Here is a 14,832-nt window from a genome sequence, read left to right on the forward strand (position 1 = left end):
CTAATCCAGAGGTGAGGCGGTTACGGTCGGAGCCGAGGCTTTCGGCCGGCCCTTTTCGGCGATTGCGATGCCGCCCAAAGTCAGTACCAGCGCGATGACATGGAAGGACTGCAGCGTCTCGCCGATCAGAGCTACGGAGAGCAGCGTCCCGAATACCGGCACGAGATTGATGAACAGCCCGGCCCGGTTGGCGCCGATGGCTACGACACCCTTGATATAGAGGATCTGCGCCACCAGCGAGGGGAAGATCGCCGTATAGAGCGTGATGACCCAACCGGCCTGGTCCGGCCACTGTGCGGCGCCGCGTTCGGCCTCCCAGATGAGCAGCGGCAGCGAGGTCAGCATGGCGCCAAGCGCCGGGACCGCCATCAGCGTTCGCCAGTCGAGTGGCGGCTTCCAGCGCAGGAAGATCGTGTAGACCGAATAGGCGGCAATGGCGATCAGCATCAGTCCGTCGCCGCGGTTAAGGCTCAATTGCAGCAGCGTTGTGAGGTCGCCATGGGCGGCGGTCAGAGCAACGCCGATCAGCGTCATGCCGAAGCCGAGACATTGCGCCAGCGAGATGCCGGTGCGGAAGAACATGAAATTCAGCAGGAAGATCAGCATCGGGATGCCGGCCTGCTCGATGGCGACGTTGATCGCCGTCGTATATTGCACGGCCGAATAAAGCATCGCGTTGAAAAGCGTGTAGCCGATGACGCCGTAGAACAGCAGCAGCGGTAGGTTCTTCCTGACCACCGGCCAGTCCTTGCGCAGTTGCGGCACCGAAATGGCGACGATCACCGCCACGGCGAGGAACCAGCGCAGGAAGGTCAGCATCATCGGGCTGACATGCCCGAGCGCGAGTTTGCCGGCGACGGAATTGCCGCCCCAGCAGAGGGTGGCGATAACGAGGCAGATATAGGCCGTGGCTTGCAAGAGCGTTCTTCCCGTCTTTCTGCGGTCGTCGTCCGGCGTTTTGTGACGGGCAATAGCCTGCCGGCTGCTGATTTGTCACGTAAAAAGCCCAATCTACTGTGACAACAGGGTCGCTTTCCAAAAAACAAAGCTTTATAGATGCGCGGGTTTGAGCAGGTGCGCGGTTCAGCGCCGGTAACAGGAAGAGTTGGATGACGAACGTAGTCGTGGTCGGTTCGCAATGGGGTGACGAAGGCAAGGGCAAGATTGTCGACTGGCTTTCGGAGCGTGCGGATATCGTTGTGCGCTATCAGGGCGGACACAATGCCGGCCATACGCTCGTCATCGACGGCACGAGCTATAAGCTTTCGCTCTTGCCGTCCGGCGTCGTGCGCCCGGGCAAGATGGCGGTAATCGGCAACGGCGTCGTCGTCGATCCGCATGCGCTGATCGCCGAGATCGGCCGGCTGGAGGCGCAGGGCGTGACGGTTACGCCTGACAACCTGCGCATCGCAGACAATGCGACACTCATTCTTTCCCTGCACCGCGAGCTCGACGCGATGCGCGAGGATGCTGCGTCGAACAGCGGCACCAAGATCGGCACGACACGCCGCGGCATCGGTCCGGCCTATGAAGACAAGGTCGGCCGCCGCGCCATCCGCGTCATGGATCTTGCAGATCTCGAAAGCCTTTCCGGCAAGGTCGACCGTATTCTGACGCACCACAATGCGCTTCGCCGCGGCCTCGGCGTCGCCGAAGTCAGCCATGAAGCGATCATGGAAGAGCTGACTTCGATCGCCGATCGGGTGCTGCCGTTCCGTGACACCGTCTGGCTCTTCCTCGACAAGGAGCGCCGCAAGGGCTCCCGCATCCTCTTCGAAGGTGCACAGGGCAGCCTGCTCGATATCGACCACGGCACCTATCCCTTCGTGACGTCGTCGAACACCGTGGCCGGTCAGGCCGCGGCCGGTTCCGGCATGGGTCCCGGCTCGCTCGGCTATATCCTCGGCATCACCAAGGCCTATACGACACGCGTCGGCGAAGGCCCGTTCCCGACCGAGCTGAAGGACGCGATCGGCGAGTTCCTGGGCGAAAAAGGTCATGAGTTCGGCGTGGTGACCGGACGCAAGCGGCGCTGTGGCTGGTTCGACGCCGCGCTGGTGCGCCAATCGATCGCCACCAACGGCATCACCGGCATCGCGCTCACCAAGCTCGACGTGCTCGATGGCCTCGAGGAATTGAAGATCTGCGTCGGCTATATGCTCGACGGCGAACAGATTGATCATCTTCCCGCAAGCCAGGGAGCGCAAGCTAGGGTCGAACCGATCTACATCACGCTGGAAGGGTGGAAGGAATCGACCGTCGGCGCCCGCAGTTGGGCGGACCTGCCGGCACAGGCGATCAAGTATGTTCGCCAGGTCGAAGAGCTGATCGGGGCGCCTGTCGCGCTCCTTTCCACCAGCCCGGAGCGGGATGACACGATACTTGTGACCGATCCGTTTGAGGATTAAGCTCACGGGTCACTGTGGAGGATGGTTCGGTAGGGTACCGGACTTCTTGAGAAAGTACTGATGGCGGATTTTATTGCAGTTATTCGGCGGGCCGTCGACGGCTTGGCTGAAAATACCCCCGAAATGCGGGTGAAGGTCTACGAACGTGCCCGCGGCGCAGTGCAGCGGCAGCTCGAGAACATGAAGCCGCGTCCGCCGGAAGCCATGCTGCAACGCCAGCTCGAAAAGCTCGAGGCCGCCATCCGCGAAGTGGAAGGTGAACACTCCGAGGCGCTGTCGCTCGACGAGCCTGTTGCCGCCGCCACCGCGCTGGATTCCGCAGAAGAACAAGCGCTTCACGACGAAAGCGAACCGGCGCCTGTGCCGGAGACTGATGTCGAGGAGCCGGTTGACGAAGCCTATGCCGAGCCGCAAGCGGCCGAGGCCGCCGACGAGCCCGGTCACGTGGAAGCTGCCTCGCCCGAGGAAGCTGAGGAAGAGGTCGCTGCCGAGGAACCCCTTTCCGCGGAAGCATCCGTTCCCGCGGAAACTCCTGTTCCCGCGGAAGCTCCTGCTTCCGCCGAGACATACTGGCATCCCTCGCATGAGGAGGAAGCGCCGGCCGAGGAATGGCATGCCAGCGAGGCGCGCGACGTCGCTGCCGAGGATGTGCCGGCCGAACATGACGGCTGGGAGCCGCCCGTCGGGGATCACGACGAACAGGCCGGCGACTATCATGCGGACGAGCAGCATCCTGCGGAAGCCGAAGAGGTTGCGGCGGAACCGGTGGCGGTGGAGGCTGACGAGCCGGAAGTCGAGGAGGCTTACGAGCCCGCCGAGCCGCTTCAGCCGGTCACGCGTGGCATAGATCACGCGTCGAACCGGCTGGTTGAGCCGGTCGCCGATTTCGATCGCCCGCAGGAGTTCGTCGAGCACAGCCGCGAGGAGCCGCTGCAGGCCGACGCCGTGGCGCATTTCGATCCCGTCTGGGCCGAGCCCGCCGCCGAGACGCCGGCTCCGGCGCCCAAAGATGCGGAGACCGAATGGGCGGAAGAGGAACTCAGGCAATATTCGCAGACGGCGCCGATCACCGCGGATGCTTCGGCGCGCGCCTTCGAGGAGGTGATATCGAGCCTCGAAAATGCGGCCCCCGCCGCCGTCATGCCGGCTGCCAAGGAAAGTTTCTCCTGGGAGACGGCCGCTTTCGACGATCTGCCGCCGATCGAGGCCGGCAGCAATAAGAAGACGCCGGTCGCTTCGCATTTCGACGATGTCGATATCTTCGCAGAAGTGCACAACGGCAAGCCGGCGCCTGCCAGCGCCGCGCCGAGCGAGGACTGGCGCGAGGCGAAGGCGCTGCGCGGCTACGACCGTCGCGGTTCGGTCGCCGCTGACGACGATGACTCCAATCCGGCGATGGATATCGATCAGATTGTTGCGTCCAAGCTGCAGGGCAAGAATTTCCGGATGGAGCCGAAGCGCCGTCGCTTCGGCCTCGGCACCGTGATCACGCTCCTCTTCGCCCTCATCCTGATCGGTGGCGGCGCCTATGCCGGCTGGATGAACAGAGAGGCGCTGGTGGCGATGGTCGACGGGCTTGTCAGTTCGGCACCGTCGCAGGCGACCCGGAACGAGGCGGCAACACCGCCGGCTGGCTCCGCGACGCCTGCCCAGCCTGAGCCAGCGACGCCTGCTCAGCCGACCACGCCAGGAGCGCAGAATACGCCAGTGGCACCGCCGCAGCCGAACCCGAACCCGCAGGTGGCGTCAATGAACAATGACGGCGCCCCGGCCAATTCGAAATTCACTCAGCGGCTGCTGACCGATGGGACAGAGGTCGACAGCGGACCGGCCACGGTGCCGGGAACGCCGACGGCAGAAGGAAAATCGGTCGCCGAGCAGAACGTCGCGGCAGCCGATACGCCGGCTGCCAGCGCACAGGGCGATGCGGCACCCGCCGAAACGCTGACGCCGAACGGTCCGGCGGCATCGCCGCAGCAGACCGCGCCCGTTGGTTCGTCGCAAAAGATGTTCCTCTATGAGGAGCGCATCGGCCAGAGCTCGCCGACGGCAATCGAGGGATCGGTCGTCTGGAGTGTGCAGCACGAGGCCGGTCAGGGCGGACGGCAGGAGGCGACGGTGCAGGGCAATGTCAGCGTGCCCGAGCGCAATCTCTCGGCTCTCATCACCTTCAAGCGCAATTCCGATCCGTCGCTGCCGGCAAGCCATCTCGTCGAGGTGGTCTTCTCGGTGCCGCCGAATTTCGAAGGCGGCAGCATCGACAGCGTCCAGCGCATCTCGATGAAGCGCACGGAGCAGGACCGTGGTGACGCGCTGATTGCGGTTCCGGCCAAAATCACCGACGATTTCCACATGATCGCGCTCAACGACTATCCCGATGCGCGCAAGGCCAATCTCGACCTGATGGCGACCCGTAGTTGGATCGATATGCCGATCACCTATCGCAACGGCCGCCGCGCGCTGCTGACGATGGAAAAGGGCGACACCGGAACGAACGCCTTCAACACCGCGATCAAGGAATGGACCGCCCTCGGGGATGTGTCGACGAGCCAGTGATGGTTTTTTCCGCAATGCCAACTTTATCGGACTTTGGCGGCTGACGAGGCTGCGAAAAGCGAATGAAACAGAAAAGGCGGGCCGCAAGGACCCGCCTTCTTCAATTCTATCACGCGGCAGGTTTATGCCGTGGCTTCGACGACGCGGACGGCCTTGGCGCGTTCCAGCGCTTCCTTGCGGACCGCATCCTGCACCTTTTCGAAGGCGCGGACCTCGATCTGGCGGACGCGTTCGCGGCTGATGTCGAATTCGGTCGAAAGGTCTTCCAGGGTCACCGGATCCTCGGCGAGGCGGCGAGCCTCGAAGATGCGGCGTTCGCGCTCGTTCAGCACGCTCATCGCTTTTGCCAGCATGCGCCGCCGGGTGTCGAGCTCATCCTGTTCGATCAGCACGTCTTCCTGGCTGTCATGGTCGTCCACCAGCCAATCCTGCCATTGGCCGCTATCACCTTCGGCAGCCTTGATCGGCGCGTTCAGCGAAGCGTCGCCGGAAAGGCGGCGGTTCATCGAAATGACCTCCTCCTCCGAGACGTTCAGCTTGGTGGCGATTTCCGAGACGTGCTCCGGCTTCAGGTCGCCGTCGTCGATCGCCTGGATGCGGCCTTTCAGCCGACGCAGGTTGAAAAACAGGCGTTTCTGGTTGGCGGTCGTGCCCATCTTTACCAGCGACCACGAGCGCAGGATATATTCCTGGATCGAGGCCTTGATCCACCACATGGCGTAGGTGGCGAGGCGGAAGCCGCGCTCGGCATCGAACTTCTTGACGGCCTGCATCAGGCCGACATTGCCCTCGGAGACGACTTCGCCGATCGGCAGGCCGTAGCCGCGATAACCCATCGCGATCTTCGCGACGAGGCGAAGATGGCTGGTGACCAGCTTGTGGGCGGCGTCGCGATCGCCATGCTCGGCATAACGCTTGGCGAGCATGTATTCCTGCTGCGGCTCGAGCATCGGGAATTTGCGGATTTCGTCGAGGTAACGATTGAGACCGGCTTCGCCGGCGGTAATGGACGGCAAGGTATTTCGGGCCATAGTGCACCCTCCTAAAGTGAATTCCGGCTCCCGATGGAAACGCGTTCTCGCGTTAAAAAAGGCAAACCGGGACGTGCGGCTCTACTGTGAGCCCGCACTAAATCCATATACAGATAAGTGTGGCGAAACGGCGGTTCAAGGGTGCCGCTCACGCAGGTGTGAGTTGGAAGAGGGGTCTCTATCGCCGCAGTGCCTCGACCAATTCCACCATATCATCCGGCAGCGGCACTTCGAAATGCATGATTTCGCCGGTGCGGGGATGCTCGAACTGCAGCATGAAGGCATGCAGCGCCTGGCGGTCGAAACCGTTGACGACCTTACGGATCTCTTCGGGCAGAAGATTGACCTTGGTCTTGAAGCCGGCGCCGTAAACCGTGTCGCCGAGCAGCGGATGGCCGATATGGGCCATGTGGACACGGATCTGGTGGGTGCGCCCGGTTTCGAGGTGGCACTCGACCAGCGAGGCGAACGCGGTGGCGTCCGGCTTTTCGTGGAAGCGTTCGACCACCGTGTAGTGCGTGATCGCCTCGTCGGCGTCATGACTGTCGGGGCGCTTGACGGCGCGGCGCGTGCGATCGCCGGTGGCGCGGCCGAGCGGCGCGTCGACGGTGCCCGTCAGCGAGCGCGGCCGGCCCCAGACGACTGCCTGGTAGGCCCGCTCCAGCGGCATGGTGCGGCCGTGGTCGGCAAATTGAAGCGAGAGGTGGCGATGGGCGATGTCGTTCTTGGCGACGACCATGACCCCTGTCGTGTCCTTGTCGAGACGGTGGACGATGCCGGGGCGGCGCACGCCGCCGATGCCGGAGAGCGTATCGCCGCAATGGTGGATCAGTGCGTTGACCAGCGTTCCTGTCCAATTGCCGGGACCGGGATGGACGACGAGACCGGAAGGCTTGGAGATGACGATGACGTCGTCGTCCTCATGGAGGATAACGAGCGGGATGTCCTCGCCCTGCGGCGTCGGGTCTTCCGGCTCGGGCAGCGTGATCTCGAAACTATCGCCGGTGCGCACCTTGCGCTGCGGGTCGGTGACGGGTTCTCCGCGCAGAAAAACCTGGCCGTCCTTGATCAGCGCCTTGATGCGGCTGCGTGAAAATTCCTCGCCAACCTGCGCCGTCAGCCAGGCGTCGAGCCGGCCTTCGGCGGTTTCATCGGCAGTCAGGACTTTTCTATTGCCGGCTGCTTGTTTAAAGGGGTCGCTCAAGACGCTTCTTCTCCGACGTATTTTTTTAGAACGGGACGCACAGATGACAGCAATCGAGCCAGACGACCAGGAAGAGAAGCCCCTTGATCCGGCGATGGAAAGTGTCCGGCGCAAGATGGTCCGCCTGCAGATCGTTTCCGGCGCCATCATGTTCGTGAGCCTTATGGCGGTCTTCGGTGCCGTTGTCTACAAGACGATGCGCGACGATCCGAAGGAGACGGCAGCAACCGTTGCCGCCTCCGGCGTGCCCTCGGATGCGCCGCTTGCCGCGACCGTTTCTCTGCCGCTCGGCTTCAAGGTGCAGTCGACCTCGTTGTCTGCCGGGCAGATCCTGTTTTACGGCGAAACCGTCGAGGGCAAGAACAAGGCCCTGGTCTTCGACCTCAGGACCGGCCGTACCGTCGCCGACGTCACCGTCGCGGGCAATTGAGGTCGGCATGGCCGCCGTCCCGATCGCCATCGACAGCGCCGACGATCCGCGCCTCGCCGAATTCCGCGACATAAGAGAGCGCGACCTGACGGGTCGCGAGAACCGCTTCATCGCCGAGGGCACCGTCGTGCTGCGCATGCTTGCCGAGGCGCATGCGGGAGACCGCGGCTTTTTCGCCGAAAAGATTCTGCTGCTGCGCAATCGCGTCGAGGGCGTGCTGCCCATCCTGGAGCGGTTTCCGGCCGATGTGCCAGTCTATGTCGCCGAGGCCGATGTGCTTAACGGCGTCGTTGGCTTCCATCTGCATCGCGGCGTTCTCGCGCTCGGCCGGCGGGAGGATGGCGGAGAGGGTGCCCTTCTCGCGGCGCTGCCGGAACGGGCGCTGGTGCTGGTCGGCTGCGGCATTTCCAATCACGACAATGCCGGCTCGATGTTCCGCAATGCGGCCGCCTTCCGGGCGGATGCGGTGCTGCTCGACGAAACTTCCTGTGATCCGCTTTACCGCAAGGCGTTGCGTGTTTCGGTCGGTTCGGTGCTGAGCGTTCCACATCGGCGCGGCGGCAAGGCGCTGGATGTGCTCCTGGCGCTTGCCGAACGGGGCTTTGCCATCTGGACGCTTTCGCCGCACGGCAAGACCGATATACGCGCCATTCCGGCTTCAGCGCGCATGGCGCTGGTCGTCGGCACGGAAGGGGAGGGCTTGCCCGAGGCGCTGCTTGCGCGTTTCCAGAGCGCCCGCATTCCACAGTCGGAGGACCTCGATAGCCTCAACGCTGCGACGGCGACGGGGATCGCGCTGTTTTCCATGGCTTCCGCGATGGCGCGGATCTAACCGGGGTTATCTGGCAGATCGGCATGATGGCGCGCCGCCGCGCGCCCTATCGGACGCGCTCGGGATCGGCGATGATTGCGGCCGCCCTGTCGGCAAGGCTGATGCGATCGTTTGGGTTCTTTTCCGCGGTATCCGCCAGCAAGGTACGGATCGGCGAGGAGGGACCTTCGTTGAGGGCGGTCAGCGCCACCATGTTGGCGGCGATCGAGGCGATCTCCTCGCGGATCGCGCCATCGCGCCCGGATACCGCCTTTGCCTTCTGCAGGCGCTCGGCAAGGGCGGCGCTGCGTGTGCGGACATCCTCGCCGATCTCGGCGATGACGTCGGCGGTGTCGAGCGCGGATACTGTCGTGTCTTCGGCCGTCACTTCCGCCGGCAGCTCGGCGGCCATCCCGGCAAGGCCGGCGTCGCGCAGCACCCGGTTGACCTTGCGGATCTCGGCATTGGCGGCCTTCAACTGTTCCTTCAACTTGGCAATCTCCTGCAAGCGGCGGGCGACCAGGGTTTCCTTTTCGGCGGCGGAAGCGCTCTCGCGCGCGGCCTTGTCTTCCAGGCGGATCACCATATGCTGCTGCTGCGTCAGTTTCTGTTCGGCGTCCCTGGCGCGCTTCTGCAAGAGAGTCACGTCCTGGCGTAAGGTATCGCGTTCGTCACGCAGCGCGTTGGCGCGGAATTTCAGGCTCTCCGCCTCGGTGTCGCGCGCGGCCAGGTCGATCCTCAGCCCATCGGCCTGTTCACCGAGCTTGCTCAGTCGCGTCCTCATCGTCGCCAGTTCGCTTTCCTTATTGGCAGCGGACTGCTCGGCAATATGCAAATTGGTCTTCAACTGGCTGATATAGTTCTCGTCCTTGCGCAGATGCGAGCGTTGCTCGGCCGCTTCGACATGCATCTCGCCGATCTGGGCCTGCAATTCGCCGATCTCGGCGGCAAGCCTGCCGGCGTCGACGGCGAGTGCATCATGGCGAAGCTGGAGCGACAGGGATTTCTCGCGCTCACGCAGAAGGTCCTGGGTGGTGCGGGCGTTCTCGGCGGCATAGAGCGCGCGGACCATATCCTTCTGGGCGCGAACTTCCTGCGGGCTCAGCGGCATGGTCGCCTTCAGCCGGTTCTCGGTATACCAGACGATGCGGCGATGAACGGCGGGCGAGACCAGAAAGACGAGGAACGCCGCGGTCAGGAAGCCCAATCCGAACAAGAGAGCATATTCGATCACGGCGCGGCCATCGGTAAGAAGGTTGATACGGGGTCAGCCGCGATGATTAAGCGCGCATGATGCGCATGGCAAGGCCGCCGGTGCGGGCGGCCGCGGATTCCAGCGGCTTGGCGGCCTCAGAAGGGGTTCCAGGTTGGCGCCTGGGTGATCTTGAGATAGCCGACATTGACACCCAGGCGGGCGCCGACACCGGTGCGGATCGGCACGACCAGCACGTCGTTGTTCTTGAGCAGCGTCATGCCGAAGCCGGCGATCACATAGGCCGAGCCGCTGACGCCGCCGAAGCGGGCATAGATGCCGTTGATGGAGGGCAGGTCGTAGACCAGCATCATCACCCGCGAGCCTTGGCCGCCGTAATCGAGGCCGAGCGAGGGGCCTTGCCAGTAGAGATTATGTTCGCCGGCATTCTTGGTATTCAGCTGGCCTTCGCCGTAGGTCAGACCGGCGATGAAGGCGCCGCCGCCTTCCTGTCCGAGGATATAGCCGTTCGGCAGGCCGTATTTCTGGAAGGCGCTCTCGACCACTTTGGCAAGCCCGCCGCTGGCGGAGCCGAAGAAGGAGTGGCCGGCATCGACGATTTCCTGCATCGTGTACTGGCCGTTGTCCTGGGCGGCGGCCGGCCCGGCAACCATCAGCGAGGAGAAGACGAGGGCCGAAAGCAACCTGCAGAAGCCGATGAATCGGTGCGGAATTTGAGGGCGCATGGTGTCATCCGTTCGTCGTTTGGCTGAGAGCGGGCAACCGCTCGCGGCGATTGGTGCATTTTGCGCCGATGATCTTAACAATCGGTTTACCAAATATGGTGTCATTATGGCATCGAGTACGATCGCAAACTTCGCGCAATTTTGATGAAGCATATTCCGGGCGCGATGAAATTGCCGCCCCTCAGGAGACGATGATGTCCAAGAACCCCAATCTCACCCTGTCCGGCCCGGATCTGGCCGCGCTTCTCTGCAGCCGCGTTTGCCACGATGTCATCTCGCCCGTCGGCGCGATCAATAACGGGCTGGAACTCCTGGATGAGGGTGGCGCCGATTCCGATGCGATGGACCTGATCCGCACCAGTGCGCTCAACGCTTCCGTCCGCCTGAAATTCGCACGCCTCGCCTTCGGCGCGTCGGGCTCTGTCGGCGCCTCGATCGACACTGGCGAGGCCGAGCGCGCCGCCAAGGATTTCGCCATCGCCGAGAAGAAGACCGAGGTGATCTGGAACGGACCGCGCGCCATCGTCGCCAAGAATCGCGTCAAGCTGCTGCTCAACCTCTTCCTCGTTGCCTATTCGGCCATTCCGCGCGGCGGCGTGCTTGAGGTAACGCTCGAAAATCCCGAATTCGATGCCAGGTTCACGCTCACGGCCAAAGGCAAGCTGATGCGCTTGCCGCCGAAATTCGTCGAGATATCGACCGGCACGATCGAGGAGGCGATCGACGCCCATTCGATCCAGCCCTATTATACCGTTCTTCTGGCGCAGGAGTGCGGAATGATGCTCGATCACAGCGCCAGCGCCGAAGAACTGGTGTTCACCGCGGTGGCTGCGGCCGCCTGATTTTTGCGCGTAAAACGAGTATCGGTGTTCGCGCGGTAACGATTCCTTAGCCTGATCGACCTATGCTTGGCTGCTGTTTAGAGGCCTTTGCAAGGACAGATGCAGGGGTAAAGGAGTCGCCATGCAGAGATTCATGATCACCGATAATTCGGACATCGTCCGCAAGGTCGGCAAGCGCATTCTCTCCGAACTCGACTTTCTCGTCAGCGAGGCCTCCAATGCCGGCGAGGCGCTGCAGCGCTGCCAAGCGGAGCTGCCGGAATATCTGATCGTCGATTCCGGCATGGAAGGCGCTCTCGACCTCATCGCCGCCATCCGCGCCATGGACGGCGGCAAAGAGGTCAAGATCTATTACTGCGTCGTCGAGGCGGATCTGAAGAAGCTGATGGCTGGCAAACGGGCTGGCGCCACCGACTTCCTGCTGAAGCCGTTCGATCGCAAGATCCTGACCGCCGTCTTCGGAAACCGCGCGATCGCCGCCTGACGGCAGATCTCATCCCGCCCAATCGGCGACCTTGGAGCATAATGCCGAAAGTGCAAGCGCGTTCGGCCGCCGCAACGCTCTATTTTTTTGACCGAAAGACAGGGAATTTCAGGCCGATCCAGCCTGAAATCCTCTCCGTCACGGCGGCTTGTTGTTGCCGGCAGAAACGAAAAATCCCGCCGGAAAGGCGGGATCTTCGTTTATCCGATAAGGGGGATCGGAAAATCAGGCGGTTTCGGCGTATTCGGCCCCATCCGGCTCGCGAAGAACGTAACCACGGCCCCAGACGGTCTCGATGTAGTTGGCGCCGCCGGCAGCGTTGGCGAGCTTCTTGCGCAGCTTGCAGATGAAGACGTCGATGATCTTCAGTTCCGGTTCGTCCATGCCGCCGTAAAGGTGGTTCAGGAACATTTCCTTGGTGAGGGTGGTGCCCTTGCGGAGCGAAAGCAGCTCCAGCATCTGGTATTCCTTGCCGGTCAGGTGGACGCGCTGGCCACCGACTTCGACAGTTTTGGCGTCGAGGTTGACGATCAACTCGCCGGTCATGATGACCGACTGGGCGTGACCCTTGGAGCGGCGGACGATAGCGTGGATGCGGGCGACGAGCTCGTCCTTGTGGAACGGCTTAGTCATGTAGTCGTCGGCGCCGAAGCCGAGGCCGCGAACCTTGTCTTCGATGCCGGCCATGCCCGACAGAATGAGGATCGGTGTCTTGACCTTGGACAGCCGGAGCGTGCGGAGCACTTCATATCCGGACATGTCGGGCAGGTTCAGATCGAGAAGGATGATGTCATAATCATACAGCTTGCCCAGATCGACGCCTTCTTCACCGAGATCGGTGGTATAAACATTAAAACTTTCTGATTTCAGCATCAACTCGATGCTCTGCGCCGTAGCGCTGTCATCCTCGATGAGAAGTACCCGCATAATTATCCCCTTTACCGCCGCCGAAAGGTGGTCTGGCCCCCTACACGATACCGAACACGCTACGTGATTTGGAAGCTGCCACGAAATGGTTAACAAATTCTAATTCACTCTGGCAAGGAGTATCGAATTTATTAAATAATTTTTCCATTTCTCTGTTTTCCAATAGGAATCTCAAAAAGGCTCTCCTCAACTTTTACATTAGGAAAAGGCGCTAAGTGATTCATCCGACTCGCCAATGAAAAGGTTCGAACTTCATGCCTCGGCATTTACCGACCCTTAAATCATCGGGCCTATCATTAACGATGCCCGTAAACGAAAGGTTACCAGCGGTAGGTATTTGTTAATATCGCAGGAAATTTTTTAGCAAACCGTGTCAAAGCGGCGCGCAGGGCGGTTTCAAGTTGAGCCGGGGTCTCGCATCACGGGAGTAATGCGTATGAAGTCGCGAGAGAGTCTCGTTCGCCTGAAGGAATTTCAGGTGAACGAAAAACGACGTCAATTGCAGCAGTTGCAGATGATGATGTCCGAATTCGAACGGATGACGAAGGATCTGGAGAGCCAGATCGTCGTCGAGGAAAAGAAGTCCGGTATTTCCGACCCGAATCACTTTGCTTATCCGACCTTCGCCAAGGCCGCGCGTCAGCGGGCCGATAACCTGCAGGTTTCGATCAAGGAACTGAAGATGCAGGAAGAGACGCTGGAAATGGCGCTCGAGGAGATGCAGGCGGAATATGCAAGGGCGACGGCGCTGGAAGAGCGTGACGGCGGCGCCCGCGCAAGGGCGTAAGAAAACGGCGGGCGCCGGCTTCGGCGCCCTGAGATCGCCACTGAGAAGCCATGTATGATGGGCACGCTGTCCGTCATACATGGCTTTTGGTGTTTGCCTGACGGTGTCACTCCCACCGGCGACGAGATTCGTCACCGACGGCGAGGATTTGCCTTATGGACGTCGTGCTCCCAAAACCGTTGCACGGTTTTGGGAGCACGCTTCAATTCACGACATCCTTCCATTCCGGATGGCGTTGCGCCTGCGCCTTGAAGAAGGGGCAAAGCGGAATGATCTTCCAGCCGCCGGTACGGGCTGCTTCCACAGCATGGAGCGCCAAGGCCTGGCCGACACCCTTGCCGCGCAGCGCATCGGGAACGGCGGTGTGATCGATGATGACGAGCGTCGGCGATGTGCGTGAATAGGTCATCTCAGCCTCATGCCCTTCGACCTCGGCCGCATAACGGCCGCCGGAGGCGCCTTCCTCATTTCGAATGTCCATTGTCTTTCCTCGCAGCGAATATTGTCGTAGCGGACCGTGACACGGCGGCGCGGTCGTGCCAAGCCGTGGAAGGAATAGGGACGGAGACGGAGTGTTCATGCAAAATATCGGATCGATACGAGGCTCAGGGCAATGAGTGCACTTTCGATGATCCGTCCGGTCCTTCTCGTGGCGGCGCCGTTCTTCCTGGCACTCGGCCTGGTTTTGCCGCTGGTCCGTTTCGAGACGCTGTATTTTTTCGACAGGACGCCGTCGCTCATCGAAGTCGTCGTGTCGTTGTGGCAAGGCGGGGATGGGCTGCTGGCGGCGATCGTCGCACTGGTTTCGATTCTGCTGCCGCTTCTGAAGATGATCGGGATCGCTGCAGAGGCAACGGCCGCCGGCGGCGGGGCCGGCAGTCTGTTCTATCGTCGAGTCGTACCGCATCTGTCCAAGTGGTCGATGATGGACGTGCTGCTGGTTGCGATCGTCATTGCGGCGGCGAAGACGACGGGGCTGGCGGATGCTTTCACGCAGCCCGGTCTCTGGTGCTACGCGGCCTCGTCAATGATTTCGGGCCTTCTTCATTCCCTCATGGGAGATGCGTCCGGCCCGAAATAAATGTCGTCGATGCTGGGGATTGATCAGTGACGATATTGCTGGATGCGCGTGGTGCGCAGGCCGGCGAGACCGTGACTGTTGATCGACGATTGCCAGGAGAGGAATTCTTCGACTGTGAGCGTGTAACGCTCGCAGGCCTCTTCCAAGCTCAACAAGCCACCGCGGACAGCCGCGACAACCTCTGCCTTACGGCGAATCACCCAGCGCCGCGTATTGGGCGGCGGGAGATCCGCGATCGTCAGGGGGCTGCCATCGGGGCCGATGACATATTTTACTCGGGGACGTATCATTTCGGTCATTGGACTCTCTACACAACGCAAGACCACGAAGCCC

General features: G+C 61.9%; 16 protein-coding genes. 8 read left to right on the top strand and 8 right to left on the bottom strand.

Annotation, left to right across the window (positions count from 1 at the left end; genetic code table 11):
* Window positions 1–918 (bottom strand): DMT family transporter, encoded by a 918-nt coding sequence (locus tag FHT75_RS00330; protein WP_063474385.1) that lies wholly within the window; start codon window positions 916–918, stop codon window positions 1–3.
* Window positions 919–1,109: 191 nt separating this feature from the next.
* On the opposite strand from FHT75_RS00330, the gene FHT75_RS00335 reads away from it, so the two are divergent.
* Together FHT75_RS00335 and FHT75_RS00340 are read left to right on the top strand one after the other, a co-directional pair.
* Window positions 1,110–2,408, top strand: a complete 1,299-nt coding sequence (locus FHT75_RS00335) for an adenylosuccinate synthase (protein ID WP_047618643.1) — start codon at window positions 1,110–1,112, stop codon at window positions 2,406–2,408.
* Window positions 2,409–2,468: 60 nt separating this feature from the next.
* A complete protein-coding gene (locus FHT75_RS00340) occupies window positions 2,469–4,964 on the top strand; it encodes a hypothetical protein (protein WP_097623321.1) in 2,496 nt (831 codons plus the stop codon).
* A gap of 122 nt (window positions 4,965–5,086) precedes the next feature.
* Here the strand turns inward: FHT75_RS00340 and rpoH are convergent, their stop codons facing one another.
* Window positions 5,087–5,995 (bottom strand): RNA polymerase sigma factor RpoH, encoded by a 909-nt coding sequence (gene rpoH, locus FHT75_RS00345; RefSeq protein ID WP_018243318.1) that lies wholly within the window; start codon window positions 5,993–5,995, stop codon window positions 5,087–5,089.
* A gap of 178 nt (window positions 5,996–6,173) precedes the next feature.
* Window positions 6,174–7,199 carry an RluA family pseudouridine synthase gene (locus tag FHT75_RS00350; RefSeq protein WP_025554583.1) on the bottom strand — a complete coding sequence of 342 codons (1,026 nt, stop codon included), beginning with the start codon at window positions 7,197–7,199 and terminating at the stop codon, window positions 6,174–6,176.
* Window positions 7,200–7,242: 43 nt separating this feature from the next.
* On the opposite strand from FHT75_RS00350, the gene FHT75_RS00355 reads away from it, so the two are divergent.
* The gene (locus FHT75_RS00355; protein ID WP_025554582.1) at window positions 7,243–7,629 is read left to right on the top strand and encodes a hypothetical protein; all 387 of its coding nucleotides are present in this window, start codon (window positions 7,243–7,245) and stop codon (window positions 7,627–7,629) included.
* 7 nt (window positions 7,630–7,636) lie between these two features.
* On the top strand, window positions 7,637–8,461 hold the full coding sequence (locus tag FHT75_RS00360; protein ID WP_025554580.1) for a TrmH family RNA methyltransferase: 825 nt from the start codon (window positions 7,637–7,639) through the stop codon (window positions 8,459–8,461).
* A 46-nt stretch (window positions 8,462–8,507) separates the two neighbouring features.
* Here FHT75_RS00360 and FHT75_RS00365 read toward each other — a convergent pair whose 3' ends face one another.
* Together FHT75_RS00365 and FHT75_RS00370 are read right to left on the bottom strand one after the other, a co-directional pair.
* Entirely contained in the window at window positions 8,508–9,674 is a 1,167-nt protein-coding gene (locus FHT75_RS00365) for a hypothetical protein (protein ID WP_025554579.1), read from the bottom strand.
* Window positions 9,675–9,790: 116 nt separating this feature from the next.
* Window positions 9,791–10,378, bottom strand: a complete 588-nt coding sequence (locus FHT75_RS00370) for a DUF1134 domain-containing protein (RefSeq protein ID WP_025554577.1) — start codon at window positions 10,376–10,378, stop codon at window positions 9,791–9,793.
* Between the two features lie 194 nt (window positions 10,379–10,572).
* Between FHT75_RS00370 and chpT the strand changes: the two genes are divergently transcribed.
* Window positions 10,573–11,220 (top strand): histidine phosphotransferase ChpT, encoded by a 648-nt coding sequence (gene chpT / locus FHT75_RS00375; protein WP_025554576.1) that lies wholly within the window; start codon window positions 10,573–10,575, stop codon window positions 11,218–11,220.
* 121 nt (window positions 11,221–11,341) lie between these two features.
* Window positions 11,342–11,704 carry a response regulator gene (locus tag FHT75_RS00380; protein WP_010069020.1) on the top strand — a complete coding sequence of 121 codons (363 nt, stop codon included), beginning with the start codon at window positions 11,342–11,344 and terminating at the stop codon, window positions 11,702–11,704.
* A 225-nt stretch (window positions 11,705–11,929) separates the two neighbouring features.
* Here the strand turns inward: FHT75_RS00380 and ctrA are convergent, their stop codons facing one another.
* Complete coding sequence (gene ctrA / locus FHT75_RS00385; RefSeq protein WP_003542362.1) at window positions 11,930–12,631, bottom strand: response regulator transcription factor CtrA; 702 nt, start codon at window positions 12,629–12,631, stop codon at window positions 11,930–11,932.
* 436 nt (window positions 12,632–13,067) lie between these two features.
* Here ctrA and FHT75_RS00390 point away from each other — a divergent pair, with 436 nt between their 5' ends.
* Window positions 13,068–13,418, top strand: a complete 351-nt coding sequence (locus FHT75_RS00390; RefSeq protein WP_003542353.1) for a hypothetical protein — start codon at window positions 13,068–13,070, stop codon at window positions 13,416–13,418.
* A gap of 202 nt (window positions 13,419–13,620) precedes the next feature.
* On the opposite strand, the gene FHT75_RS00395 is transcribed toward FHT75_RS00390, so the two are convergent.
* A complete protein-coding gene (locus FHT75_RS00395) occupies window positions 13,621–13,899 on the bottom strand; it encodes a GNAT family N-acetyltransferase (protein WP_025602725.1) in 279 nt (92 codons plus the stop codon).
* A 132-nt stretch (window positions 13,900–14,031) separates the two neighbouring features.
* Here FHT75_RS00395 and FHT75_RS00400 point away from each other — a divergent pair, with 132 nt between their 5' ends.
* Entirely contained in the window at window positions 14,032–14,499 is a 468-nt protein-coding gene (locus FHT75_RS00400; protein ID WP_025602724.1) for a paraquat-inducible protein A, read from the top strand.
* A 23-nt stretch (window positions 14,500–14,522) separates the two neighbouring features.
* Here FHT75_RS00400 and FHT75_RS00405 read toward each other — a convergent pair whose 3' ends face one another.
* Window positions 14,523–14,798, bottom strand: coding sequence for a DUF1153 domain-containing protein (locus FHT75_RS00405; protein WP_007533628.1), 276 nt, complete (start codon window positions 14,796–14,798; stop codon window positions 14,523–14,525).
* Between the last annotated feature and the right edge of the window lie 34 nt (window positions 14,799–14,832).

This window comes from Rhizobium sp. BK112 (assembly GCF_014193215.1).
In the GTDB taxonomy this organism is placed as follows: domain Bacteria; phylum Pseudomonadota; class Alphaproteobacteria; order Rhizobiales; family Rhizobiaceae; genus Rhizobium; species Rhizobium anhuiense.

What these genes read in the sequence shown, in the direction of transcription:
- FHT75_RS00335 (WP_047618643.1), top strand. Translation starts at nt 1,110, where the DNA reads ATGACGAACGTAGTCGTGGTCGGTTCGCAATGGGGTGACGAAGGCAAG.
- FHT75_RS00340 (WP_097623321.1), top strand. Translation starts at nt 2,469, where the DNA reads ATGGCGGATTTTATTGCAGTTATTCGGCGGGCCGTCGACGGCTTGGCT.
- rpoH (WP_018243318.1), bottom strand. Translation starts at nt 5,995, where the DNA reads ATGGCCCGAAATACCTTGCCGTCCATTACCGCCGGCGAAGCCGGTCTC.
- FHT75_RS00355 (WP_025554582.1), top strand. Translation starts at nt 7,243, where the DNA reads ATGACAGCAATCGAGCCAGACGACCAGGAAGAGAAGCCCCTTGATCCG.
- FHT75_RS00360 (WP_025554580.1), top strand. Translation starts at nt 7,637, where the DNA reads ATGGCCGCCGTCCCGATCGCCATCGACAGCGCCGACGATCCGCGCCTC.
- FHT75_RS00370 (WP_025554577.1), bottom strand. Translation starts at nt 10,378, where the DNA reads ATGCGCCCTCAAATTCCGCACCGATTCATCGGCTTCTGCAGGTTGCTT.
- chpT (WP_025554576.1), top strand. Translation starts at nt 10,573, where the DNA reads ATGTCCAAGAACCCCAATCTCACCCTGTCCGGCCCGGATCTGGCCGCG.
- FHT75_RS00380 (WP_010069020.1), top strand. Translation starts at nt 11,342, where the DNA reads ATGCAGAGATTCATGATCACCGATAATTCGGACATCGTCCGCAAGGTC.
- ctrA (WP_003542362.1), bottom strand. Translation starts at nt 12,631, where the DNA reads ATGCGGGTACTTCTCATCGAGGATGACAGCGCTACGGCGCAGAGCATC.
- FHT75_RS00390 (WP_003542353.1), top strand. Translation starts at nt 13,068, where the DNA reads ATGAAGTCGCGAGAGAGTCTCGTTCGCCTGAAGGAATTTCAGGTGAAC.
- FHT75_RS00395 (WP_025602725.1), bottom strand. Translation starts at nt 13,899, where the DNA reads ATGGACATTCGAAATGAGGAAGGCGCCTCCGGCGGCCGTTATGCGGCC.
- FHT75_RS00400 (WP_025602724.1), top strand. Translation starts at nt 14,032, where the DNA reads ATGAGTGCACTTTCGATGATCCGTCCGGTCCTTCTCGTGGCGGCGCCG.
- FHT75_RS00405 (WP_007533628.1), bottom strand. Translation starts at nt 14,798, where the DNA reads ATGACCGAAATGATACGTCCCCGAGTAAAATATGTCATCGGCCCCGAT.